General features: G+C 56.4%; 22 protein-coding genes and 1 riboswitch. All 22 genes read left to right on the top strand.

What is annotated here, in order from left to right:
* Nucleotides 1-197: 197 nt before the first annotated feature.
* Nucleotides 198-1,754, top strand: coding sequence for a phytoene desaturase family protein (gene crtI / locus NYE24_RS17405; protein WP_076159429.1), 1,557 nt, complete (start codon nt 198-200; stop codon nt 1,752-1,754).
* Complete coding sequence (gene crtI / locus NYE24_RS17400; protein WP_036690375.1) at nt 1,751-3,271, top strand: phytoene desaturase family protein; 1,521 nt, start codon at nt 1,751-1,753, stop codon at nt 3,269-3,271. Before crtI (NYE24_RS17405) ends, crtI (NYE24_RS17400) begins: the two co-directional genes overlap by 4 nt.
* Complete coding sequence (locus NYE24_RS17395; RefSeq protein ID WP_036690373.1) at nt 3,264-4,121, top strand: phytoene/squalene synthase family protein; 858 nt, start codon at nt 3,264-3,266, stop codon at nt 4,119-4,121. Before crtI (NYE24_RS17400) ends, NYE24_RS17395 begins: the two co-directional genes overlap by 8 nt.
* 2 nt (nt 4,122-4,123) lie before the next feature.
* The gene (locus NYE24_RS17390; RefSeq protein WP_036690371.1) at nt 4,124-4,909 is read left to right on the top strand and encodes a carotenoid biosynthesis protein; all 786 of its coding nucleotides are present in this window, start codon (nt 4,124-4,126) and stop codon (nt 4,907-4,909) included.
* Nucleotides 4,878-5,618, top strand: coding sequence for a lysophospholipid acyltransferase family protein (locus NYE24_RS17385; RefSeq protein WP_342476282.1), 741 nt, complete (start codon nt 4,878-4,880; stop codon nt 5,616-5,618). Before NYE24_RS17390 ends, NYE24_RS17385 begins: the two co-directional genes overlap by 32 nt.
* Nucleotides 5,615-6,772, top strand: coding sequence for a glycosyltransferase family 2 protein (locus NYE24_RS17380; protein ID WP_342476281.1), 1,158 nt, complete (start codon nt 5,615-5,617; stop codon nt 6,770-6,772). The genes NYE24_RS17385 and NYE24_RS17380 overlap by 4 nt, the downstream gene beginning before the upstream one ends.
* A complete protein-coding gene (gene crtI / locus NYE24_RS17375) occupies nt 6,769-8,244 on the top strand; it encodes a phytoene desaturase family protein (protein WP_341027381.1) in 1,476 nt (491 codons plus the stop codon). Before NYE24_RS17380 ends, crtI (NYE24_RS17375) begins: the two co-directional genes overlap by 4 nt.
* A 303-nt stretch (nt 8,245-8,547) precedes the next feature.
* Complete coding sequence (fni, locus tag NYE24_RS17370; RefSeq protein WP_342476280.1) at nt 8,548-9,693, top strand: type 2 isopentenyl-diphosphate Delta-isomerase; 1,146 nt, start codon at nt 8,548-8,550, stop codon at nt 9,691-9,693.
* A gap of 43 nt (nt 9,694-9,736) precedes the next feature.
* Nucleotides 9,737-10,210 (top strand): GNAT family N-acetyltransferase, encoded by a 474-nt coding sequence (locus NYE24_RS17365; protein WP_256707119.1) that lies wholly within the window; start codon nt 9,737-9,739, stop codon nt 10,208-10,210.
* Between the two features lie 145 nt (nt 10,211-10,355).
* The gene (gene ychF / locus NYE24_RS17360; protein ID WP_036690364.1) at nt 10,356-11,456 is read left to right on the top strand and encodes a redox-regulated ATPase YchF; all 1,101 of its coding nucleotides are present in this window, start codon (nt 10,356-10,358) and stop codon (nt 11,454-11,456) included.
* Nucleotides 11,457-11,686: 230 nt separating this feature from the next.
* Nucleotides 11,687-12,754: a peptide chain release factor 1 gene (gene prfA, locus NYE24_RS17355; RefSeq protein ID WP_036690363.1), complete on the top strand. Its 1,068-nt coding sequence runs from the start codon at nt 11,687-11,689 to the stop codon at nt 12,752-12,754.
* A gap of 4 nt (nt 12,755-12,758) precedes the next feature.
* Nucleotides 12,759-13,772, top strand: a complete 1,014-nt coding sequence (locus NYE24_RS17350; protein ID WP_076159443.1) for a HemK/PrmC family methyltransferase — start codon at nt 12,759-12,761, stop codon at nt 13,770-13,772.
* A 341-nt stretch (nt 13,773-14,113) separates the two neighbouring features.
* Nucleotides 14,114-15,307 (top strand): FtsW/RodA/SpoVE family cell cycle protein, encoded by a 1,194-nt coding sequence (locus tag NYE24_RS17345; protein WP_036699229.1) that lies wholly within the window; start codon nt 14,114-14,116, stop codon nt 15,305-15,307.
* A 289-nt stretch (nt 15,308-15,596) separates the two neighbouring features.
* Complete coding sequence (locus tag NYE24_RS17340; protein WP_036699228.1) at nt 15,597-16,793, top strand: FtsW/RodA/SpoVE family cell cycle protein; 1,197 nt, start codon at nt 15,597-15,599, stop codon at nt 16,791-16,793.
* A gap of 107 nt (nt 16,794-16,900) precedes the next feature.
* Complete coding sequence (gene spoIIR, locus NYE24_RS17335; RefSeq protein WP_342476279.1) at nt 16,901-17,692, top strand: stage II sporulation protein R; 792 nt, start codon at nt 16,901-16,903, stop codon at nt 17,690-17,692.
* A 304-nt stretch (nt 17,693-17,996) separates the two neighbouring features.
* Nucleotides 17,997-19,016, top strand: coding sequence for an L-threonylcarbamoyladenylate synthase (locus NYE24_RS17330; RefSeq protein WP_342476278.1), 1,020 nt, complete (start codon nt 17,997-17,999; stop codon nt 19,014-19,016).
* Nucleotides 19,017-19,077: 61 nt separating this feature from the next.
* Nucleotides 19,078-19,248 (top strand): V-type ATPase 116kDa subunit family protein, encoded by a 171-nt coding sequence (locus NYE24_RS17325; RefSeq protein ID WP_143804353.1) that lies wholly within the window; start codon nt 19,078-19,080, stop codon nt 19,246-19,248.
* Nucleotides 19,249-19,395: 147 nt separating this feature from the next.
* Nucleotides 19,396-19,971: a manganese efflux pump MntP family protein gene (locus NYE24_RS17320; RefSeq protein ID WP_341027370.1), complete on the top strand. Its 576-nt coding sequence runs from the start codon at nt 19,396-19,398 to the stop codon at nt 19,969-19,971.
* Nucleotides 19,972-20,042: 71 nt separating this feature from the next.
* On the top strand, nt 20,043-20,630 hold the full coding sequence (locus NYE24_RS17315; protein WP_036699224.1) for a low molecular weight protein arginine phosphatase: 588 nt from the start codon (nt 20,043-20,045) through the stop codon (nt 20,628-20,630).
* 49 nt (nt 20,631-20,679) lie between these two features.
* Nucleotides 20,680-20,763: riboswitch (ZMP/ZTP riboswitch) on the top strand.
* Between the two features lie 89 nt (nt 20,764-20,852).
* A complete protein-coding gene (locus NYE24_RS17310; RefSeq protein WP_342476277.1) occupies nt 20,853-21,506 on the top strand; it encodes a TIGR01440 family protein in 654 nt (217 codons plus the stop codon).
* 59 nt (nt 21,507-21,565) lie between these two features.
* Entirely contained in the window at nt 21,566-22,813 is a 1,248-nt protein-coding gene (gene glyA / locus NYE24_RS17305) for a serine hydroxymethyltransferase (RefSeq protein WP_036699223.1), read from the top strand.
* Between the two features lie 509 nt (nt 22,814-23,322).
* Complete coding sequence (gene upp, locus NYE24_RS17300) at nt 23,323-23,952, top strand: uracil phosphoribosyltransferase (RefSeq protein ID WP_036699222.1); 630 nt, start codon at nt 23,323-23,325, stop codon at nt 23,950-23,952.
* Nucleotides 23,953-23,998: the final 46 nt, after the last annotated feature.

Genomic DNA, 23,998 nt, shown 5'->3' with positions numbered 1-23,998 from the left:
AATAGAGCATGAGATTCCATAGGAACCGGTCAGAACCCTTGTACAGGGCTGGCCGGTTCTTTTGCTATGGACAAGTCTAGCAACCAAATTGCTGGAAGTGCGGCGGATGATATTTACATGACCCGGCAAAGTATGTATGATATTTGTATCACTATTGTATAGTTTTTGTATAATGTTTGAACGGAGGAGGATGTCGCTTGATCCGAACCACAGATACCACAAAAGTCGCAGTAATCGGCGCAGGGCCGGGCGGGTTAGCCGCCGCCATGCTGCTTGCCGCCGAAGGATATGAAGTAGATCTCTATGAACAGCAAGCGGCGGTTGGCGGAAGATCTGGAGAATTGAAGCTGGGAGACTATCGTTTCGACCGGGGAGCTACCTTCTTGATGATGCCTCATTTGCTGGAGGAACTGTTCACTCTGGCAGGACGTTCTGTGCATGATTATGTTTCGCTTACGCCGCTTGATCCGTTATACTCCCTGCATTTTGGAGATACCGTATTTACGCCTTCTACGAACCAGGATCAGACGGCTGAGGAGATTGAGCGGCTGTTCCCCGGCAACGGCAGCGGCTACCGCCGGTTCATGGCAGAAGAAGCCGATAAGCTGGAGCGGGTGATTCCGTTGCTGCAGCGTCCGTTCCAATCGTTAGGAGATTATGTCAAAAGAGATGTGTTCCACGCGCTGCCCAAGCTGAACGCTACAGACACTGTGTACAACCGGCTGTCCCGTTATTTCGATGACGAGCGGCTGCGGTTCTCGTTCACGTTTCAGGCCAAGTATCTGGGGATGTCGCCTTGGGAATGTCCGGGCACCTTCACGATTCTGTCGTACATGGAGCACCGTTACGGCCTGTACCATCCGACCGGCGGAATTAACCGTGTGCTCCAGGCTATGGCTGAGGTCATCCAGGAGCATGGCGGGCGGGTCCATACCGCAAGCGGAGTGAAACGCATTATCGTCAAGGACGGGCAGGCCGCAGGCTTGCTGCTGGAGAACGGGGAGAAGGTGGATGCGGACTATATTGTGATTGGTGCAGATTTTGGTTCTGCAATGACACAATTGTTCGAGCCCGGACTTCTGAAGAAATATGCCCCTGACAAGATTGCCCGCAAAAGATATTCCTGCTCCACCGCCATGCTCTACCTCGGTGTGGATGGAGAGGTGGACCTGGGGCATCATTCGGTTCATTTCGCGGACGACTACCGGCGTAATGTCAAAGAGATCACGGAACTGGGCGTTCTGTCGGAGGATGCCTCTATTTATATCCATAATCCGTCGGTCATTGATAAGACACTGGCGCCTCCCGGCAAATCCTCGCTCTACGTGCTGATGCCGGTGCCTAATCTGAGTGCCGATATTAACTGGGAGCAGGAGCATGCTGAGGTAGAGGACTGGATGATGCAGCGGCTGCAGCAGATTCCGCAGCTGGCCGGAATCGCCGGACGGGTGGAAGAGAGCCTGTTCTTCTCCCCGCTGGACTGGCAGAACCAGCAGAATGTATATAACGGGGCCACCTTCAATCTAGCCCATAATCTTGGGCAGATGATGCATCTGCGGCCGCATAATACCTTCGAGGAGGTACGCGGCATCTGGCTGGTCGGCGGGGGAACCCATCCGGGTAGCGGCCTGCCGACGATCTTCGAGTCGGCCAAGATCAGCGCGCGGCTGCTGCGGGAGCATGACCAGGCTGTGCGGGGGCGGTTCACCGTACAGGCAGGCGCGCCAGGCGCAGGTGCGGGGGTTCCGCTATGAGCCGCATTGCCATCGTAGGCAGCGGAATCGGCGGGCTGACGGCGGCGCTGCTGCTTACCCGTCAGGGGCATGAGGTAGTGATCTATGAACGGGCGGCCCAAGCGGGCGGGCGTGTGGCCTTTGAAGAGCAGGACGGCTACCGGATTGACCGCGGGCCTACGATCGTGCTGCTGCCGGAGATGCTTCTGGGTATTCTGGAAGAAGGAGGCCTTCCGCGATCCAGCCTGGAGCTGCTGCACTGTGACCCGCTCTACCGGGTTCACTTCAGAAGCGGGCGGGTACTGACCAAATTCGCGGATGCATCGGCGCAGGCGGAGGAGATTGACCGGCTCTATCCCGGAGAGGGCAAGGGCTTCACCCGGTTCATGAAGGACATGTCGGTGCTGTATCCGCAGGGGCGGACCTCGTTTCTGGAGCGGGGGTATGCAAGCGGGCGGGAATTTTTCAGTCTGGCTAACCTGTCGCTGATGGTCCGCCTGCACGCTTACCGGAACCTGCGATCTGCTATCGGCCAGTATTTCAGGAATGAAGAGCTTAAGGATGCGTTCTCCCTGCAGAGCCTCTATATTGGAGGAGCGCCCTTCCGCACACCGGGCATCTACACCATGCTTCCTTACGCTGAGCATGCCTTCGGCATCTGGATGCTGAAGGGCGGATACGGGACGCTGCCGCAGATCATGGCCCGGGAGCTGGAAGACCGCGGGGTACAGATTCATACGGGCACCGAGGTGGAGTCCTTGCTTGTTGAAGGGAGCCGCTGCTGCGGAGTGGTTGTTCATGGGCAGTCGATTGCTTATGATGCCGTTCTGTACAATGGAGATTTCCCGAATGTAGAGAAGCTGCTGCCGCCTGGTGTGTTCAAGCAGGAACAGGCGCTGGGTGTAACGGAGAATAAGGGCAGACCCGTATCGGCCAAGGGCATAAAACGCGGCACCTGGAAGCCCTCCTCGGGCTGTTTGCTGATCTATGCAGCCACGGATAAGCGCTGGCCGGATTCGCTGGTGCACCAGTTCTTCCTGCCGGACAGTCTGAATAGCAGCCTTCACGAGCTGTTTGACCGGGGACAAATTCCCCAGGATTCATCTTATTATATATTTAATCCGGTAGCACTGGACGATAGTGCAGCTCCTCCCGGACAGAGCGTGCTGTATTTCCTTGTTCCCGTCCCGGCGGCGCCGGATAAGAACTGGGAGGAAATAGCCGGAGCACTAGCCGATACAGTCATGGCGGATGCTGAGAAGCGGGGCTTCCCCGGGCTTGCCGCGAGTGTGATCTGGCGCAGACTGAGAACGCCTGCCGATGCGGAACAGGAAGGCATGTACGGCGGGGGCAGCTTCGGTATTGCACCGCTGCTGAGCCAGTCGGGGGTATTCCGGCCCCAGCCGAAGCCTTATCCTCTTAAGGGGTTGTATGCCGCTGGTGCTTCCGTCCATCCGGGCGGCGGTGTGCCGATTGTGATGCAGGGAGCGAAGCTTGCCGTTCAGGAAATGATAAAGGAGATGAGCGTACATGGATGAAAGGATACTGCAGCAATGTGAGGAACTGATGAAGAAAGGGTCCACTTCGTTCCATAAGGCGTTTGATGTTCTGCCAAGTCCCAGGCGTGAAGCGGTGCATGTTATTTATGCCTTCTGCCGGATTATAGACGATAGTGTGGATGAGCCGGAAGGCGCGCCGTACAGCATCCATGAGCTGCGGGAGCGTTTCATGAATCTGGAGCAGGCGGATGGGCATTTCATCTGGCCGGCGCTGCGCTGGCTGTTCAGCAGCTTCCCGCAGCTTCAGCGTGAGCCGTTTCTTTTGCAGATGGAGGGACAGCTTAGAGATCTTACCTTCACAGCCTATGACACGATGGAGCAGCTTAAGGATTATTGTTATCTTGTAGCGGGAACGGTAGGGGAGATGCTGCTGCCTGTTCTGCGGGATGATCAGAGTGAAGCGGCACGGACCTCGGGAATTGCGCTGGGGATAGGAATGCAGCTGGTGAATATCATCCGCGATGTGGGTGAGGATCTCCGGAGAGGACGCAGATACGTGCCGCTTGAGGTGATGGACAGACATGGCTACAGCCAGCGGGAGCTTGAGGGCGGAGAGGTCAATCACCGTTTCACCGCTGTTATTCAGGAGCTGCGGACAGAAGCGCTTGACTGGTTCCGGCAAGGACTTATGCATGTGCATACGTATCCTTTGGAGAGCGGTCTTGCCATTGAGCTTGCCGCATCCTTCTATGCTGCTATTCTGGATGCAGTGGAGGCGGACGGATATGATGTTTTCCGCAAAAGATCCTATGTCAGCGATGAAGCCAAGCTTCAGCTGTTCCAGCGTACAGTCGTGCGTTATGCCGGTGTAAGAACTGCGGTGGTCTAACGATGGTCCGAACGCTTTTTTGGATCTGGTATACCATCGGTGCGCTGCTCTTAATCGTGTTCGGAATTCCGGATAGTCTGAAGTTCTCTAACGGATTGTTTCTCGTATTCTATGGTGCCTACGGTTTGGACTTAGCAATCAAGGGGCAATGCAAACCCTTCATGTCTGACTGGTCAGTCAATTCTTCGGGAGGCCGGATGACCAAGCGGTTCTGGTATGCTGCAGCTCTTATCTGGTTAGGTGGAATGGCCGTCGAATGGGTAGGCGTGCATTCCGGCCGGTTGTTTGGGGATTATAATTATTCTACTATTCTTGGGCCTTTATTATTTGGTGTGCCGGTTACCCTGGGCTTCGCCTGGATTGCTGTGGTATGCAATGCTGTGCTGATCAGCCATGATTTCGGACAGCGCGGCCTCCGGCTCCTGCTGCTGCGGGCCATGCAGGTTGGCTTCTGGACAGTCCTGATGGATCTGGTGCTCGATCCTGTTGCCCATGCCAGGAACTTCTGGCACTGGGAGGGCGGCGGGGGCTTCTATCAGGTGCCCTGGAGCAATTTCGGCGGCTGGCTGATTGCAGGCGCTGCCTTGTCCATGCTGCTCCCGGCCGTGCCGTTCACCCGCCTGGCTGCCCGCCGGGGCACCCGCCTGTATCAGGCAATCCTGATCCTGTTCGGCCTGATCAGCCTGACAGAGGGACTGCCTGCCTGCACGGTGATCGCTGTGGCAGGCGCCGCACTGGCTGAAGGGAGTCTACGCTATGCTGGAAGCCGTTCCATCGGGAAGGTTTGACTGGTTATTCTACCGCTATAATTCCATGTATCTGCTGCGCAGACATTTCCACTTCATCGGAATCAGCGGAGAGCTTCAGCCCGCTGCCGCTGCCGGGCGGGGGATTCTCTACCTCATGAATCACAGCTCGTGGTGGGACGGCCTGCTGGCCTATCACGCCGTGGGGAAGCTGCCGGGGAAGCGTCATTATTTCATGATGGAAGAGGAGCAGCTACGTAAGTATGCCTTCTTCAGAAAGCTTGGCGCGTACTCCATTAACCCCGGAAGTCCAGCGGATGCGCGGGCTTCCCTGCGCTATACAGCCGGGCTGCTGGAGGCGGGGGAGAGTGTCTGGATGTACCCTGAAGGAGAAATCCGGCCGCTGGAGCACCGGCCGCTGAGTCTGAAGGAAGGGGCTTCCTTGGCGCTGCGGCTCAGTCCGCAGACGGTGGTAGTCCCAGTGACGCTATACCACGGCCTGTTCCGGCATACCAAGCCGGAAGCTACGCTGCTGGCCGGTGCGCCGCTGCTGCTCCCTTGGGCGGAGATGGACCGTTCAGCGATAGCCTGGCGGCTGGAGACTGTTCTTGGCGGACAACTGGAGTCACACCGCTGCAAAGTTCTTAACCATCAAGGCCATATGCCGGACGAATTCCAGCCGCTCCTCCGCCGGGGGAGATCAACCAATGAATGGCTTGATCTGCTGCGGCCGGGCGGAGGGAGAGGATGAATGTGTTCTTTCAGGCTGTAACCGGTATTCTGTTGCTCCAGCTTTTGTTCGCAATGTGGAATGCAGCGCAGCTCCCTAAGCTGGGGGCAGCGCCAGGAGCAAGAGCGGCGCAGGTGCTTCGAGCACCGGCTTCCTCCCGGTCCTTGCGTTTGTCGGTGCTGATCCCCGCCCGGAATGAAGCGGATAATATTGGGGATTGCCTCTCCTCCGTACTGGCCTCAAGCACCGGCGGGATAGGGGCGGAGATTATTGTGCTGGATGATTCATCGACTGACGGAACGGGGCGGATTGCCGAAGCAACGGGCGGCGGCAGAATACGCGTTCTGAAGGGAAGGCGGCTGCCGGAGGGTTGGCTGGGCAAGTCCCATGCCTGCGCTCAGCTTGCAGAAGCGGCAAGCGGGGAGTGGCTGCTGTTCCTGGACGCAGATGTCCGTCTTCAGCAGGGGGCGCTTCAAGAGGTGCTCTCTGCTGCTGAAGCAGCGGGCGGCGGCATGATTACCGGCTTCCCCCGGCAGATGACTGGAACTTGGCTGGAGCGGCTGGTGGTTCCCCTGATGGTCTTCACCATCATCTGCCACCTGCCCATTCCGCTGGTCCGCGGCTCCAGAGATCCGCGCTTTGTTGCGGCGCATGGGGGCTTCATCCTGATTCACCGGGACAGTTACAATAGCTGCGGCGGGCATGAGGCCATCCGCAGCGAGCTGGTGGATGACATGGCGCTGGCCCGCGCTGTGAAGCGTTCGGGCGGGACAGTGACGCTTATGGATGTTACGGAGCAGGTGTTCATGCGGATGTACCACAATGCACGGCAAGTATGGAACGGCTACCGGAAGAATATCTATGCCGGTATCGGCCGTAGCCCGGTGCTGCTGCTGGGTGTGCTTATTGCATATCTGTCGCTGTATGCGGTGCCCGCCGCCGCCGTTCTGTACTATGGCCTAAGCGGACAGCCAGGCGCGGCGCTCTGGCCTGCTGCTGCACTGCTTGCGGGTCTGGCCGTGAAACGGACCAGTGATGCTGCCGGACGGCAGCCGTTCTGGTTCTGTCTCCTACTCCCGGCGGGTATACTCTGCCTGTTGCTGATTGCTGTGGCATCCTGGCGCGGAAGCCGCACGCGCGCAGGCTATGAATGGAAAGGAAGGCGTTATGGATGAAACCGAAGGCAGTAATCATAGGCGCCGGATTTGGGGGGCTGTCCTGTGCGGTCACGCTTGCCGCACAGGGCTGGGAAGTGACTGTGCTGGAACGCCAGCAGCAGCCCGGCGGCAAGCTGCAGCGTATTCAGGCGGGGGGCTACACCTTCGACCGCGGCCCAAGTACGATTACGATGCCCCATGTCTTCCGCTCGCTCTATGAGCTTGCGGGAGCCCGCATGGAGGATTATGTCCGGCTCTATGAGCTGGAGCCGCGCACCCGCAATGTATTCGCAGACGGCAAGGTGGTTGATTTCTCAAGGGATACGGGGCGAATGCGTGAGCAAATGGCCTCCTACAGCCCGGCAGATGCTGCGAAATTCCCGGAGTTTCTGGAGGAAGCTTCGCGGCTGTATCAGCTTAGCGAGAAGCAGTTCCTTAACAGGCTGCTGCTATCCTGGAGGGATAAGCTCTCCCCTTCACTTGTACGGGATCTGGTGCGGGTCCGGCCTTTTCTCTGCCTGCATGACCTGCTGCTCCGCTACTTCAGCCATCCGAATACGCTGGCTATGCTGGGCCGCTATGCCACCTATGTCGGATCTTCACCGTATCGTTCCCCCTCCATCTTCGCCATGCTTGGTCATCTGGAGATTCAGGAAGGCGTATACGGGGTGAAGGGCGGCACCTATGAATTAATTAGCGGTCTGTCTACACTCGCCCGGAATCTGGGCGTGCAGCTGATTACAGGCATGGAGGTAACAGGGATTTCCGTAGTCTCCGGTGCGGTAGAAGGTGTGGATACGGCGCAGGGCTTCTACCCGGCCAAGACTGTGATAGCCGGTGGAGATGTCCTCAGCATCAACAAGATGCTGCTGCCTGAAGCGGTTCGTCCGGGAATGACAGACCGCAGGATTGAAGCGTACGAACCCTCTCTGTCCGGGCTGGTAACGCTAGCGGGCGTGCCGCGTACGTATGATGCGCTGCTGCATCATACGGTGTTTTTCCCGGAGGACTATGAGCAGGAATTCAAGGATATCTTCGAGCATAAACGTCCGCCGCAGCAGCCGACAGTGTATGTATGTCACTCCGGTTATTCCGAGCCTGAGATGGCGCCTGAGGGCGGCAGCAACCTGTTCATTCTGGCTAATGCGCCTTATCTAAGCCCGGCCTGCGATTGGAGTGAGGAGAGGGATGCGTACGGGGAGCGGGTGATGTCTGTACTGGAGAGCCACGGGGTGAGCGGGCTGTCGTCCGCAGATGTGCTGGAGCGGTATACCCCGCAGGATATCGCCCGCGATACGCTGGCGCATCAGGGGGCCATTTACGGGATATCCTCCAATACGGTGAAGCAGACCTTCTCCCGCCCGGGCAACCGATCCAGTGATGTTAAGGGACTGTGGTATGTAGGCGGAACCACGCATCCTGGCGGGGGAACACCTGTAGTTTCCTTGTCCGGCAGGCTGGTGGGCGAATATATTGCAAGCCATGTATGAAGTGTGAGCACCCCGCCAGCGTTCAACGGCCGAGCGGGGTTGTGCTATAGTTGTGCTATAATGGAAGGTAATTGTGGAGCGGGATATATGGCAAGTGGAGACAGTTGGGCCGCCCTTAGGGCGGCAATGGTTCTTGAATAACTCATAGAGTGACGTTGTTGCTGAATGTATGCTAAAAACAGCATACATAGTGCTCGCAGGCAGGCGTAAGGCCGAATGTATGTGGAAAACAGCATACATAGTACTCACAGGCAGGCGTTGTTATAGTTTGAGAATAGTGCAGCAGAAACGGAGGAAGACAGCATGAATGATATGCCGCGAAATGGTGTGCCGCAGAGTGCTGGGGAGCAGCCAGGAACAGGGCCCCAGCCACGGCAGGAGGCAGCAGGCTCAGGCCTTGCCGGACATAAATCTCTGCTGCCCGACTCCAGAACCGGAGAACGGAAGATTGAGCATGTACGGCTCTGCCTGAATGAAGATGTGGCCGGCAACGGAATTACAACCGGGTTCGAGCAGTACCGGTTCCGCCATAACGCGCTGCCAGAGCTGGATTACGATACCATCTCACTGGGCACTGAATTCTTAGGCCGTACGCTGCGTACCCCGCTGCTGATCAGCTCCATGACCGGGGGGAGTGCGGCTACAGGGAAGATTAATGAGCGGCTGGCCGAAGCGGCGGAGCGCAGGGGCTGGGCGCTGGGAGTCGGCTCGGTGCGCGCGGCTGTAGAACGCGCGGAGCTGGCGGCTACCTTCCATGTCCGGGCCAACGCACCCACGATTCCGGTCATTGCCAATGTCGGAGCGGTCCAGCTCGCCTACGGCTTCGGGGTAGAAGAATGCCGCAGGGCAGTTGAGATTGCCGGAGCGGACTGGCTGGTTCTCCATCTGAACGGGCTGCAGGAGGTATTCCAGCCCGAGGGTGACACTGGCTTCGGTTCCCTGTTGAAGAGGATAGAGGCATTATGCCGGACCCTTGAGATTCCAGTGGGGATCAAGGAGGTCGGGTGGGGGATTGACGGCGATACGGCCGCCCGGCTGTATCAGGCTGGCGCTGCCTTCATTGATGTCGCCGGAGCAGGCGGCACTTCCTGGAGCCAGGTGGAGAAGTTCCGCAGCATCGACCCGGTACGGCGTGCGGCAGCAGAGACCTTCGCCGACTGGGGCATTCCCACGGCGGAGTGCATTGCCGAGGTCCGCGCGGTCTCCCCGCGCGGGGCATTGATTGGCAGCGGCGGACTGAAGCACGGCGTCGATGCCGCTAAGGCGCTGGCCCTTGGCGCTGATCTGGCGGGCTTCGGACGGGGGCTGCTGGGTCCGGCCGTCAGCTCCGAGGAGGCGCTGGATCAGGCGCTGGCCCAGGTAGAGCTGGAGCTGCGGACGGTGATGTTCGGCATCGGTGCGCCGGATCTTGCCGCGCTGCGCGGAACGCCGCGTATGGTCCGGCGTTGACGCCAGGCTTGCTTTTATAATCAGACCGAAGGAAGGTATCCAAATGACGATTACATTGGTCCCGATGGACGAATCAGCGTTTCAGTCGTTCTTGAAGCAATCTACCCAAGATTATGCAGAAGAGAAAATACAAGCCGGAGCCTGGGATGCAGATACGGCGTTGACGCAGGCCCAAGAAGCAATGAATCGCTACCTGCCGCAAGGCCTCAATACGGCGGGAGCTTATTTCTATTCGGTAGTAGAGGACGCTTCGGGGACTCAAGCCGGTTATATCTGGTTCAACGTGACCGAGAACCGCGGGGTGCGGGAGGCGTTCATTTATGACATTTATATCTTTGAGCCGTTCCAGGGCCGGGGCTATGGTAAACAGACACTGCTGCTGCTGGATGAAGAAGCTAAGAAGCTGAAGGCGGCCAAGATCGGCCTGCATGTCTTCGGGCATAACGAACGCGCCTTCGGGCTATATAAGAAAATGGGCTTCCAGGTTACAGACATCACAATGTCCAAAACACTATAGGTAAGGCAGACCCCTTTGCGGGGTATTTTGCTGTCCGCTTGACTTCTGCTGTTGCTGGAGAATTTGTTCTAATATATAATGGTTTGAGATCAGTTCGGTATTCATGCGGTGATCAAACCAACCGAAAATAGGAGTTGTCATATAAATGGCTTTGAAAGCAGGTATCGTTGGACTTCCCAACGTAGGCAAATCGACATTATTCAATGCAATCACACAAGCGGGCGCAGAATCCGCCAACTATCCGTTCTGCACCATCGACCCGAACGTCGGGGTTGTAGAAGTACCGGACGAACGTCTGGATAAGCTGGTGGAGCTGGTACAGCCGAACAAGACGGTTCCGACCGCTTTTGAATTCGTCGATATTGCCGGACTGGTGCGCGGCGCGAGCAAGGGCGAAGGCCTGGGCAACAAGTTCCTGGCCCATATCCGCGAGGTGGATGCCATTGTTCATGTGGTGCGCTGCTTCGTCGATGAGAACGTGACCCACGTAGACGGCAAGGTAAATCCGATCAGCGACATCCAGACGATTAACCTGGAGCTGATTCTGGCTGACCTGGAGAGCGTGGAGAAGCGGATTGAGCGTTCCCGCAAAAATATTAAGGGCGGCGACAAGAAATACGCCCAGGAAGTAGAAGTACTGGAGCGTGTGAAGGAAGCTTTGTATCTGGACCAGCCTGCCCGCAGTCTGGAGCTGTCCGACGATGAGCGCTCGATCGTGCGTGATCTTCACCTGCTCACCCTGAAGCCGGTGCTGTATGCGGCGAATGTGGGCGAGGACGAGGTGGCGACTGCCGAGGAGAATCCTTATGTGCAGCAGGTCCGTGAATTCGCAGCAGCCGAGAATGCTGAAGTCGTGCCGATCAGCGCGAAGGTGGAAGCGGAGATTGCAGAGCTGGAAGGTGAAGACAAGGAGATGTTCCTGGAGGAGCTGGGTCTGCAGGAATCCGGGCTTAACCGTCTGATCAAAGCGGCATACAAGCTGCTGGGCTTGTACACTTATTTCACTGCGGGCGTTCAAGAGGTTCGTGCCTGGACCATCCGCAAGGGCACCAAGGCCCCTGGAGCAGCAGGCGTCATTCATACGGACTTCGAGCGCGGTTTTATCCGGGCGGAGGTTGTAGCTTACACCGATCTGGTGGCGGCAGGTTCAATGAACGGTGCCAAGGAACGCGGGCAGCTGCGTCTGGAAGGTAAGGAATATCTGGTGCAGGACGGCGACGTTATGCATTTCCGGTTCAACGTATAGATACTTTTCGCTTGTTATAGAGAGGCCATTCAGGAGTAGAGGTTTGCTTGCTGGATGGTCTCTTTGCGTCATCTGAATCTTTTTCAAAAGATTTCCCCATCCCCCCCGCTTGTAGTGTAGCCAATTGAGGCTTGTGGTGGTATAATATAAAGTCGTATATCTACTTCAGTTGTAGCAACAATTTAAAGTAATATTGAACGAAGAATTTGAATCAGGAGAGGTGAATTCCCTTGTTGGACCGATTGCAATCCCTGGCGGACCGCTATGAGAAACTCAGTGAACTGCTATGTGACCCGGATGTTGCAAGCGACAGTAAGAAACTGAGGGACTATTCCAAAGAACAATCCGACTTGCAGCCCGCCTTCGAGGCGTATAGCGAATATAAGAACGTAATGGAAGAGCTCGAAGCTGCGAAGATGATGCAGGCCGAGAAGCTTGATGATGAAATGAAAGAAATGGTCAAGATGGAGATCGAGGAGCTGTCCGAGCGTCAGACCGTTCTTGAGGAGAAGATTCGTCTGCTCCTGCTGCCTAAGGACCCTAATGACGACAAGAACGTAATCGTGGAAATCCGCGGCGCAGCCGGCGGGGATGAAGCGGCCTTGTTCGCCTCTGACCTCTACCGGATGTATACCCGTTATGCCGATACCCAGGGATGGCGCGTAGAGCTGATGGATGTGAACACGAATGATCTCGGCGGCTTCAAGGAAGTGATCTTCCAAATTACCGGGCGCGGCGCTTACAGCAAAATGAAATTCGAAAGCGGCGCACACCGTGTGCAGCGCATCCCTACCACAGAATCCGGCGGACGTATCCATACCTCTACCTCTACGGTTGCTGTAATGCCGGAAGCGGAAGATTTCGAAATCGAAATTCATGACAAGGATATCCGTGTCGATACCTTCTGTTCGAGCGGCGCGGGCGGACAGTCCGTTAACACGACCAAATCAGCAGTACGTGTAACCCATGTACCTACGGGGATCGTGGCTACCTGTCAGGACGGCAAGTCCCAGAACTCCAACAAGGATAAGGCGCTGAAGGTGCTGCGTACCCGGATCTCGGATCTGAAGCGTCAGGAAGAGGAAGCGAAGTATTCCGGAGAACGTAAAAGCAAGGTGGGAACCGGTGACCGCAGTGAGCGTATCCGTACCTACAACTTCCCGCAGAGCCGTGTGACGGATCACCGGATCGGCTTAACCCTCCACCGTCTGGACCAGGTGATGAACGGGGATATTACCGAGATTATCTCGGCATTGTCGATTGCGGAACAAGCAGAATTGATGGAAAAAGGAGAATAATGCTTTGAAACACGACCCTTACGTCATGTCGGAAGTGCAAAGCATCCGGGAAGCCTTTGCGGAGGCTTCTTCTTTTTTGGCCGGGCACGGCCTAACGGAGCCGCAGCGCAGCAGCCAGCTCCTGCTGGAGCATGTGCTGGGCTTGTCCGGGGCGGCTTATTATATGGCGCTGGCTGATCCGTTCCCGCCGGCATGCAAGGCCGAATGGGAAGCAATGGTGACCCGCCGGGCGGCGGGAGAACCGGTGCAATACATCATCGGCGAGCAGGAATTCTACGGCCGGGCCTTCGAGGTCACGCCCGATGTGCTGATCCCCCGCCCGGAGACGGAGCTGCTCGTCGAGGCGATTCTGAAGTACGGCGCGGAGCTGTGGCCGGACGGGCTGGCGGGGGTGCGGGGCGAAGCCGCACCGGAAGCTATGGCGGCTGCGGATGAAGCAGCCGCCCACAGCGGGGCGGGCCGCAGCCCAGCCCGCCGGGAGAGCGGCGCGGGCGCAGCCGGCGCCGCACGGCCGCTGACCGCCGTCGATATCGGCGCCGGCAGCGGAGCCATCTCCGTCACGCTGGCGGCAGAAGCGCCGGTGTGGCGGGTCTGCGCCGGCGATATCTCGCCCGGCGCACTGGCCGTGGCCCGGCGCAATGCGCAGCGGCACGGCACGGCGGTGGACCTGCGGCTCGGCGATCTGCTCGAGCCGTTCGCGGGGCTGGAGACGGATATCCTCGTCTCCAACCCGCCGTACATCCCCGGCGGCGACATCGCCGGGCTGCAGCGCGAGGTGCGCGATCATGAGCCGCGCACGGCACTGGACGGCGGCGGGGACGGGCTGGACCCGTACCGCCGCATGATGGAGCAGCTGCCGCTGCTCCCGGCTCCGCCGCGCCTGGTCGGCTTTGAGCTCGGCCAGGGGCAGGCCGAGCAGGTGGCCGGACTGCTGCGGGCAGCCGGACATTGGGACGAGATCATCACCATCGATGATCTCGCCGGGATTCCCCGGCATGTGCTCGGGATAGCTCGGTGAGGACGGGGAACGGACTGAGAAGACGCTATTTGCTCAAATAACGCGAAAAGATCAACACTTGTGGACTGAGAAGACCTTATTGCCTGTAAACAGGCCTGTGTGAGCAACCAACTGAACGAATAGCGTCCTCTCTGTCCGCATTACTTCCGGGAAGGTGCTTTTGCAGCGAATAAGGTCCGCTCAGTCCGCTGCATTGGAGGTGGCCCGGCTGTTCACCTAACAGAGTACCCCCAAACGATGGAAATTGTATTTAGGCGGCCCCTTCCTTTACAATAGACAAGACGGAACTTCTGCCTGCAGACATGAACGGGAAGAACCAGTACTGAGTAAGGAGACAGAATATGCTTCAGAAGATTAAAAAGATTGACGGTGTCATCCTGGTGATTCTTGTGCTGCTGATGGTGGTCAGCATTTTCTCCATATATAGTGTGACCCACGGGCGTGAGAGGCTGGACGGGTCGCATATTAAGATGATCAAATTCTATATCGTGGGCTTCGTTGCCTTTATCGGGCTGACGTTTGTGGATTATCGCCTGTTTGTAAAATACGCGTTGTATGTGTACATCACGGGCATTGGCATTCTGGTCCTGGTCAGCTTCGTCGGTACAGAGCAGAACGGCGCACAAGGCTGGATCAAGTTCGGTACAAGCTTCAGTCTTCAGCCAGCGGAGCTGTTCAAGCTGATTCTTATTCTGTTCCTGGCGGCTGTGCTGGTCCGCAAGAATAAGAATAAGCTGCTGTTCTGGCGCGATGTAGTCCCGCTGGGATTATTCAGTTTCGTGCCGTTTGTCATCGTAATCAGCCAGAATGACCTGGGGAATGCGCTCTCGTACATCGTTATTCTGATCGGTCTCCTGTGGATCGGCAATATTAAATTCACCCATGCGCTGATCGGGCTGCTGGTTATAGGCGGCTCGGCGGCTGCCGGAATTATGAGTTATATTCATTATCACGATGAAATTAAGGATTTTCTGGTAGATATCAAACGCTCGCACTGGATCGAGCGCTTCGACCCGTGGCTGGTGCCGGATAAGGCGACGGCCAAAGCGATTTATCATACGAAGAACGCCAAAATGGCCATCGCTTCCGGCGGCATGAGCGGTGAAGGCTATATGACGGGCAGCTCGGTGCAGACCGACCGTGTACCGTACACCTACTCGGACTCCATTTTTGTACAAATTGCGGAGGAATACGGCTTTGTCGGGTCGGCATTGGTGCTGCTGCTGTACTTTATCCTCATTCACCGGATGATTCTAATAGCACTGGAGTGCAAGGATAGGGGCGGGCCATTCCTGATCGTCGGGGTGGTGGCGATGCTGCTGTACCAGATTTTTGAGAATATCGGGGCCTTCCTGGGCCTAATGCCGCTGACAGGGATTACGCTGCCGTTCATCAGCTTCGGGGGAACCTCACTGCTGATCAATATGGCGAGCATAGGACTTGTCATGAGCGTACGTCTGCATGGGCAAGAGGTGGAAGAGGATCTGCCGAGTCCTGCGCTGTATTCTTCCCCGGCTCCCGCCAAGAGAAGCTAACTCATTAAGAATAGTAAAGCCCGCGCATATGGGGAAGCTGGATGCTTCATCTATACCGGAATTCTTCGTATACGAAGGGTTCCGGTATTTTAGTTTTGAAATGTAAGAATTCATGTGTCTGGGCGTCTACGGTAACTAAGGCCGTTCGGATGAAGTGGATCAGCTATGCAGAAATAGAAAAATTGAATAGATGCTCCCAATTGAATTACAATGGAAATTAGTGGGTTGAAGCCTGGGCTGGGTGTAACGGGCGGATTCCTAATCCGGAGAGGTTGAGGGGTATATCCTTATGTTGCAGAGAATCAAAAGAATAGACGGCAGCATTGTGCTTATTTTGATTGTGCTGATGGGGATCTGTATCTTCTCCATTTATAGCGTGACTCACGGAAGAGACGATCTGGACGGAATGCATATCAGGATGCTTAAGTATTATGCTGTGGGCTTTGTCGCTTTTATCCTGATCACCCTGTTCGATTACCGCCTGCTGGTACGGTATGGGCTCTATATTTATATTGCCGGGATTGGGATTCTGCTGTCGGTCAGCTTTTTCGGCAAGGTGAAGAACGGTGCCCAAGGCTGGATCGGTATTGGAGATTTAAGCATTCAGCCGGCGGAACTGTTCAAGCTGATTCTAATTATTTTTCTGACGACCATGCTTGTCCGCAAAAATAAAACCCGGCTCCAGTTCTGGCGCGATGTCGTGCCGCTGGGTCTGATTGCATTCATGCCGTGCGCGCTGGTCATCATCCAGAATGATCTGGGCAATGCGCTCAGCTATATCGTAATCCTGCTTGGCCTGCTATGGATCGGGCGTATCAAATTCTCCCATGCGCTGATCGGGCTGATTATCGCGGGCGGGGCAATTCTGGGCTTCATCCTGTGCTATATCAACTATCACGAGCAGACGGTTAATTTCATTGAAAAAACGCTGGGCCGGGATCATTTCGTCAGCCGGTTTGACCCTTGGCTCGTGCCTGATCTAGCCAGCAGCAAAGCGAGCTATCAGACGAAAAATGCCCAGACGGCGATTGGCTCCGGGGGCCTCAAGGGAGAAGGCTATTTGCAAGGCAGCTCCGTACAGAGCAACCGTGTGCCGTATCTGTATTCGGAATCGATTTTTGTGCAGATTGGGGAGGAATTCGGCTTCCTGGGCGCAGCGGCGCTGCTGATGCTCTTTTTTATCCTGATCCACAGATTAATACTGATTGCCTTGGAATGCAGGGACCGCGGCGGGCCGCTGCTGATTGTCGGGATCGTGGCGATGCTGCTGTATCAGATTCTGGAGAATATTGGGGCGATGACCGGACTGATGCCGCTGACCGGCATTACCCTGCCTTTCATCAGCTACGGCGGGACCTCGCTGCTGATTAATATGGCCTGCATGGGGATAGCGATGAGCGTAAGGCTCTACGGACAGGATGTGGAGGACGATCTCCCGCTGCCGCAGCCGGACGCGAAGGGCAAATCCCTTTTGTCCAAAAACTAGGCAACTGCCGTCTCTACTTCATAAATAATAGATTACTAGGTTTGCAGTCTCTCATTCCTGGACATACTGGGAACATAAGAGGTTCAGAGGGAGAGGGGCTGCGGAAGATGGAGGATGTTAAGCTGGAGCGAGGGGATTCCCTGCGGATTACCTTTAAGTATACTGCCATTTTAATTTGTTTTTTTATGATTCTGATGATGGCCTGGGAAGGGCAAAAAAGTGATGCTGCTGTTGCAGAGGTATCCATCCCGCAGGAGTCAATCCGCTTGCGTATTCTGGCGAATTCGGACGGCACCGGGGATCAGCTGGTGAAGCGCCAGATTCGTGACCGGATCGTGGAGCAGATTAATCAGTGGGTGGCCGGACTGGAAGATCCGCAGAGTCTGGAGCAGGCCCGTGCCCTGATCCGTAATCACCTGCCGGAGCTGAATGAGCTGGTGGGCAGAGAGCTGGCGCTGCGCGGGATTGAATACGGCTATCAGGTGGAGCTGGGCACGGTTCCTTTTCCGACCAAAATGTATGGCGGCCGGGTCTACCCTGCCGGAGAATACGAGGCTGTCCGGGTTACGCTTGGAGCAGGTAAGGGACAGAACTGGTGGTGCGTGCTGTTTCCGCCGCTTTGCTTCATCGATGCGGGAACCGGGGATGCTGCGGCTGCGGAACCGGCTGCTGCGAAGGCTGGAGCTAAGGATGTTACTAAGGTCTCAGCCAAGGCTTCGGGAGACGGCGCGAAGGTGAAGGGTGCGGATGGAACAGCGCAAGGGGCAGTATCCAGTCTCTCGGATTCTGCTAACAAGGAAGGAATCTCGGGTGATGCTGCTGAGACACCGAAGGTGAAGTTCTTCGTGTGGGAGCTGCTGAAGAATATCTGGAGCTGGATCTGCGGGCTGTTCGCCTGAATGTCCTGAGAAGGATGGTGTAGACGCATATTGGATTCTACAGTTTTTGCGCCGGATATGGTACGATGATTGCAGCACTTGAGCAGAAGCGGCTCCGCCTGAGGGGGCCGTTTTTGGCGTAATAATTCAATTAGAAAGCTAGTGATGATAGATGACAGAAGATAAGCATTCACCGTTCGCGGCCCAGCGCCGCAGCGGTCATATAGAGTCTACTCTGTACTGGAGCCTTGCTTCCGGTAAGGAGGGAACAGATGGCGGATTGGGGAGTTCTGCCAGTTGGAAGCCGGGCGGGAGTGACCTGGGCATGATCTCAGAAGCGGCAACGCTGCTGCGGAACGGGGAGACGGTGGCCTTTCCGACGGAGACGGTGTACGGACTGGGTGCAGATGCGCGGAATACAGCAGCGGTTGAAGCGGTATTCGCAGCCAAAGGTCGTCCCTCGGACAACCCGCTGATCGTGCATATTGCCCGGCGGGAGGATCTTGAACGTCTGGTGACGGAGGTGCATCCGGTGGCCTCGGCGCTGATCGATGCCTTCTGGCCCGGCCCGCTGACGCTGGTACTGCCGGTGCGGCCCGGCGTCCTTTCGCCGCTGGTGACGGCAGGCCTGGATACGGTTGGCGTGCGCATGCCGGATCATCCGGTGGCGCTTGCGCTGCTGCGCGCGGCGGATTGTCCGGTTGCTGCGCCCAGCGCCAACCGCTCCGGGCGGCCAAGTCCTACGCTGGCCGCCCATGTGCTGGAAGACCTCGCCGGATATATCGGCGGGGTTCTGGACGGTGGCGCGGCCGGGGTCGGCCTGGAGTCGACCGTAGTGCAGGTGCAGCCCGACGGGACGGTAGCCGTGCTCCGTCCCGGGGGCATCACCGCCGAGCAGCTCGCGGCGGTGACCGGCACTGAAGCGGCCGCCGCGAAGCCGGCCGCCGGCAGCAGCCCGGCGCCGCGCGCGCCGGGCATGAAGTACACGCACTATGCCCCGCGCGGCGCGCTTGGCATCGTACGCGGCTCCTCCGCGCAGCGCGTGGCGGAGACCACCGCAGGGCTGCTGCAGGCGGCGCAGCGGGCGGGCGAGATCACGGGCCTGCTCCTCTTCGAGGAGCATAGGGCCCTGTATCCCGCCGACCCGGCTGCCTGCACGGTGTCTCTCGGCTCGCTGTCCTCGCCGGAGGAGGCGGCCCGCTTCCTGTATGCCGCCTTGCGGCGTTTTGATGAAGCGGGGGCCACGTACATTCTGGCCGAGGCCTGCCCGGTCACGGGCCTCGGCGCAGCCATCATGAACCGGCTGATGAAAGCCGCCGGTGATACGGTAATCGACGCCGGTTAGCAGGCTGCTCTGTTAGCATGAACCGTGTCCGCCTGTTAAGCCGCTGGAAGGAGGTGCTTCTATGAGTGGAAAGGATCAGGAAGCCGATCAGGACAAAGTCAGAGAGCTTGAACGTCAACTGAAGGAACACGGTCAGCAGTTGGCGGAGATGGAGGGGCAGTTGGCCGAGATGGAGGAGGAGCTGGACATCCTCAAAAAGTCAAAGGAATATTTCGATAAACCCGAAAAATGAATTTTCAGATAAGCTGATACACCTGATTTCACGCAGGCTCTGGCTCCCTCCAGCCCCACCTGCCATCCACCTCACAGTCATGAATACCATCTTGTCCGCATATCGTTGTTGTACAAGAACTTACGGACTCAGGGTGGAGGGTTATTCATGGGCTGGGACGGAATATATGGGGGCTGGGGCCAGTTAGTAACAATAGCTATTATGGCAGTTGCGCTGGGGATGGATGCGTTCTCGCTGGGCGTAGGCATCGGGATGAGGGGCATCCGTCTGCTGCATGTGCTGCAGCTTAGCCTGCTGATTGCTTTTTTTCATGTACTGATGCCGCTGCTGGGCCTGTTCACGGGCAGCTATGTCGGCCATTTGCTGGGACAGGTTACCACGTATGCCGCCGGAGCCCTGCTGGTTCTGCTGGGCGGACATATGGTGTTCAATTCCTTCCGCCAGGACGACGGCGGCAGCAGCCGGCAGATGGATCACCGGACGATCTGGGGGATGCTGCTGATCTCGCTCAGTGTAAGTGTGGATTCTTTCTCGGTCGGGGTTTCACTCGGGATGTTTGTGAATAGTATTATACTAACCGTGCTGGCCTTCGGTGCCTGCGGCGGTGTCATGTCGATTACGGGGCTGCTGCTGGGCCGTCGGGTAAGCCGCGGACTCGGAGAATACGGGGAAGCGCTGGGCGGAGCCATCCTGCTGGCGTTTGGTTTGATGTTCATCTTCTGATACAATAACGGCAATACCCACGATTTTTTAGCTTTATACCGAAATTATAATGTTTACCGGAGGTGGAAAGGTTGCTGCATATTTTATTTGTCTGCACAGGTAATACCTGCCGTAGTCCCATGGCCGAAGGGCTTCTGCGGAAGCTTGCGAAGGAGCGGGGCATTCATGTGGAGGTGCGGTCTGCCGGAGTTTCTGCTGTCCCGGGTACTTCCATATCCAGACATGCTGGCGGCATTCTGCAGGATGAAGGGATTCAGGACCGCATCGTATCCTCACAGCTGGACGGGGAGGCGGTGGCCTGGGCTGATCTGATCCTTACCCTGACAGGAGCACATAAACGGCACTTGCTGCAGTATTTTCCTGACGCCGTTACCAAGACCCATACCCTTAAGGAGTATGTCCAGACGCAGGAATCCGTGAATGCCGATATCCGGGAGCTGGACAGCCTGTATGCGGAGGCAGAGCTGAATCTGGCCCTGGGCACCGAGCCGGATGCTGCGGCTATGCAGCGGATGATTGAGATCCGCCAGCGTATCCCCAGCTTCGATATCAGTGATCCGTTCGGCGGCTCGCGTGAAGATTACGAGCTGGCGGCGGCTGAGATCCGTACGGCGTTGTACGGTCTGCTCGATAAGCTTGAATCGCTAAGACGGCTTTGAAGTGGTTGATTTTTTGCTGACTATCCCTTAAGATGTAATAAATATGATCCGGTTCCGGTGTAACTGGCGACAAGTGTGGATGAAACCACGATGGAGCACCTGGAATAAACGGCCGGTCGCCTGGGCAAAAGAGCACATCCGCAGTTCAACCTGCGGACTGCTCTTTTTTGTTTAAAAGTTGCATCTCCATGGAAATCAGAAACGGTTGAAGGGGGCGGTAAGATGGAGAAAGTCCTGAAGCAGAATTCAGGGGATGACCGCTTATCCGGTAAGGCGGCTGCAGAGCAGCAGCTAACGGGCGGCGGGGAACTTTCTTTGGCCGCAGCCACTGCTGCGGTAACGCGTGAACTTGCAGTAGCGGGCAAGCTCGGTCCGGGGAAGATCCTGGTCGTCGGAGCCAGCACAAGCGAAGTGGCAGGGAAGCGGATTGGGACAGGCGGAGCGCTGGAGGTTGCACGTCAGCTGCTGGAGGGGATTACGCAGATTGCGGATGAATTTGGTTTTCACCCGGTCTACCAGTGCTGCGAGCATTTGAACCGTTCGCTGGTGATGGAACGCGCCCTGCTGGAAGCCCTTGGCCTTAGAGAGGTGTCGGCTGTACCCATTCCGGGAGCCGGAGGCTCCATGGCTGCTGCGGCCTACAAGTCCATGACAGACCCGGTACTGGCAGAGACCATTGAAGCTCATGCCGGTATAGATATCGGGGAGACCCTGATTGGCATGCATCTGCGTAGGATTGCCGTACCTTACCGGCCAAGCCTGCGGGTTATCGGGGCTGCCCGGGTAAATGCCGCGTGGAGCAGACCGCCGCTGATCGGCGGGGAACGGGCTGTGTACCGCACGCCTGAGACTAGCGGTTCCGCGAATTGTGACTGAAGTGAGAGGGTTTAACTAACACCACATAAAATCAGAGTTACAGGGAGGAAATTAGAAACATGGAACAATTGCGTAAAAGTGACCCGGCAGTACTGGAAGCGATGGGCCTCGAACTGAGCCGCCAGCGTGCGAACATTGAACTTATTGCCTCAGAGAATATTGTAAGTGAAGCCGTCATGGAGGCCATGGGCTCCGTGCTTACGAACAAATACGCCGAAGGTTATCCCGGCAAGCGTTACTATGGCGGCTGTGAAGATGTCGATATCGTAGAGAACCTGGCCCGCGACCGTGCCAAGGAGCTGTTCGGTGCCGAGCATGCCAACGTGCAGCCGCATTCCGGCGCACAGGCCAATATGGCTGTATACCTGGCTGCGCTTAAGCCGGGCGATACCGTTCTCGGTATGAATCTGGCGCATGGCGGCCATTTAACTCACGGCAGCCCGGTGAATGCTTCCGGAATTCTGTATAACTTCGTGGCTTATGGCGTACAGGAGGATTCCTTCCTGATCGATTATGATGAAGTGCGCAAAGCCGCCTTCAAGCACCGTCCCAAAATGATCGTTGCCGGTGCGAGCGCATATCCGCGTACGATTGATTTTGCCGCACTTGGTTCGATTGCGAATGATGTAGGTGCCCTGTTCATGGTCGATATGGCCCATATTGCCGGTCTGGTGGCTGCCGGTCTTCACCCGAGCCCGGTTCCTCATGCCCACTTCGTCACTACAACTACGCACAAAACCTTGCGCGGTCCGCGCGGCGGGATGATTCTGTGCAGACAGCCATGGGCTGCTGCGATTGATAAAGCAGTCTTCCCTGGTTCTCAGGGCGGACCTCTGATGCATGTGATTGCGTCCAAGGCTGTCTCGTTCGGTGAGGCGCTGCAGCCTTCATTCAAGACTTACGCCGAGAACGTAGTTAAGAACGCTAAGGTGCTGGCGGAGACCCTGGTCGGCGAAGGCATTAATATTGTATCCGGCGGAACCGATAACCATCTGATCCTGCTCGATACCCGCAACCTGAACATTACCGGCAAGGACGCCGAGAAGGTGCTGGATTCCATCGGAATTACAGTCAACAAGAACGCGATTCCGTTTGACCCGACCAGCCCGTTTGTCACCAGCGGTATCCGCATCGGCACACCGGCTGTTACGTCGCGCGGAATGGATGAGCAGGCTATGGTAACGATCGGTCAGATTATTGCACAGGTCCTGAAGAATCCGCAGGATGAAGCTAACTTGACCCAGGCAGCAAGCGGGGTAGCGAAGCTGACTGAACAATATCCGATTTACCCTGGATTGCAGTACTAATCCCCATCCCTTTAACATCGCCTTTGCGTGTCCGGTTCCGCCGGATTTACGCAAGGGCTTTTTTAAATATATTGTATATATTTCACACTATAAATTATCCTTCTATTTCTCGCTGAAACGGTACCGTCCTTTAAAAGGACAGCAAAGTGTTTCCACTTGTTTGCTGTTACATAATGTTCACAAATAGCTGCTGAGAAAACGCCATGAATTATGTTGAAAACGTTATGAAAGTTCATGGAATTTTCATAAAAACTAGTGAAAGAAATGTGAATAGTATTAAAAGCGCTTAATCGTACAAACTAAGCTTTGTTTTATATCCAGAGAGGTGGCTATATTGCCTTAAGCTTCCATGGGCTGGTAATCCCCAGTAAGCGGGGGGACCTGCAGATTTGTCTATCTGTAGGTGAAAAGCAGTCAGGGTGATGATATAATAGATAGGATTTAGCCACCTGAGAAGCAGAACGCTTACTTTGGCTATAAATAAGACTTACAATTACCGGAGGGACAACATGGGAAAATTGGTGATTTGCGATCATCCATTGATTCAGCACAAATTGACATTCATTCGCGATGTGCGGACCAACACAAAAGAATTCAGGGAGCATGTCGACGAAGTAGCAACACTTATGGCTTATGAGATTACACGTGACATTCCGCTGGAGACCATTACGGTGCAGACGCCGGTGGCTGAAACACAAAGCAAGGTAATTTCGGGGAGAATGCTGGGATTGATCCCGATTCTGCGCGCCGGTCTGGGGATGCTCGAAGGTGTGCTTAAGCTGCTTCCTGCAGCCAAGGTAGGCCATGTGGGCCTGTTCCGTGATCCGGACACCCTGCAGCCGGTAGAATACTACATCAAGCTTCCTACGGATGTCCAAGAACGTGAGTTAATCGTAATTGATCCTATGCTGGCTACAGGCGGCTCTGCCATTGCAGCGATTACCTCGCTCAAGAACCGCGGCTGCACCCAGATCAAGATGATGAACCTGATTGCTGCCCCGGAAGGCGTTGCGGCTGTACAAGCTGCTCATCCGGATGTGGATATCTATGTTGCAGCACTTGACGATCATTTGAATGATCATGGCTATATCGTTCCAGGCCTCGGAGATGCCGGGGACAGACTGTACGGTACCAAGTAAGAAGCACAGATAATAATAGTATCAACCCAATAGACCACGGTTTTCA

Origin of the sequence: Paenibacillus sp. FSL H7-0350, from assembly GCF_038593195.1 — a bacterium.
Lineage (GTDB): Bacteria > Bacillota > Bacilli > Paenibacillales > Paenibacillaceae > Paenibacillus_AQ.
Note: the sequence above shows the minus strand (reverse complement) of the source record. Positions and strands in the feature narration are given on the sequence as shown.

What these genes read in the sequence shown, in the direction of transcription:
- glyA (WP_036699223.1), top strand. Translation starts at nt 21,566, where the DNA reads ATGGAACAATTGCGTAAAAGTGACCCGGCAGTACTGGAAGCGATGGGC.
- NYE24_RS17320 (WP_341027370.1), top strand. Translation starts at nt 19,396, where the DNA reads ATGGGCTGGGACGGAATATATGGGGGCTGGGGCCAGTTAGTAACAATA.
- ychF (WP_036690364.1), top strand. Translation starts at nt 10,356, where the DNA reads ATGGCTTTGAAAGCAGGTATCGTTGGACTTCCCAACGTAGGCAAATCG.
- NYE24_RS17310 (WP_342476277.1), top strand. Translation starts at nt 20,853, where the DNA reads ATGGAGAAAGTCCTGAAGCAGAATTCAGGGGATGACCGCTTATCCGGT.
- NYE24_RS17330 (WP_342476278.1), top strand. Translation starts at nt 17,997, where the DNA reads ATGATCTCAGAAGCGGCAACGCTGCTGCGGAACGGGGAGACGGTGGCC.
- NYE24_RS17325 (WP_143804353.1), top strand. Translation starts at nt 19,078, where the DNA reads ATGAGTGGAAAGGATCAGGAAGCCGATCAGGACAAAGTCAGAGAGCTT.
- crtI (WP_341027381.1), top strand. Translation starts at nt 6,769, where the DNA reads ATGAAACCGAAGGCAGTAATCATAGGCGCCGGATTTGGGGGGCTGTCC.
- NYE24_RS17380 (WP_342476281.1), top strand. Translation starts at nt 5,615, where the DNA reads ATGAATGTGTTCTTTCAGGCTGTAACCGGTATTCTGTTGCTCCAGCTT.
- NYE24_RS17365 (WP_256707119.1), top strand. Translation starts at nt 9,737, where the DNA reads ATGACGATTACATTGGTCCCGATGGACGAATCAGCGTTTCAGTCGTTC.
- fni (WP_342476280.1), top strand. Translation starts at nt 8,548, where the DNA reads ATGAATGATATGCCGCGAAATGGTGTGCCGCAGAGTGCTGGGGAGCAG.
- upp (WP_036699222.1), top strand. Translation starts at nt 23,323, where the DNA reads ATGGGAAAATTGGTGATTTGCGATCATCCATTGATTCAGCACAAATTG.
- NYE24_RS17345 (WP_036699229.1), top strand. Translation starts at nt 14,114, where the DNA reads ATGCTTCAGAAGATTAAAAAGATTGACGGTGTCATCCTGGTGATTCTT.
- NYE24_RS17395 (WP_036690373.1), top strand. Translation starts at nt 3,264, where the DNA reads ATGGATGAAAGGATACTGCAGCAATGTGAGGAACTGATGAAGAAAGGG.
- spoIIR (WP_342476279.1), top strand. Translation starts at nt 16,901, where the DNA reads ATGGAGGATGTTAAGCTGGAGCGAGGGGATTCCCTGCGGATTACCTTT.
- crtI (WP_036690375.1), top strand. Translation starts at nt 1,751, where the DNA reads ATGAGCCGCATTGCCATCGTAGGCAGCGGAATCGGCGGGCTGACGGCG.
- NYE24_RS17340 (WP_036699228.1), top strand. Translation starts at nt 15,597, where the DNA reads ATGTTGCAGAGAATCAAAAGAATAGACGGCAGCATTGTGCTTATTTTG.
- NYE24_RS17385 (WP_342476282.1), top strand. Translation starts at nt 4,878, where the DNA reads ATGCTGGAAGCCGTTCCATCGGGAAGGTTTGACTGGTTATTCTACCGC.
- NYE24_RS17390 (WP_036690371.1), top strand. Translation starts at nt 4,124, where the DNA reads ATGGTCCGAACGCTTTTTTGGATCTGGTATACCATCGGTGCGCTGCTC.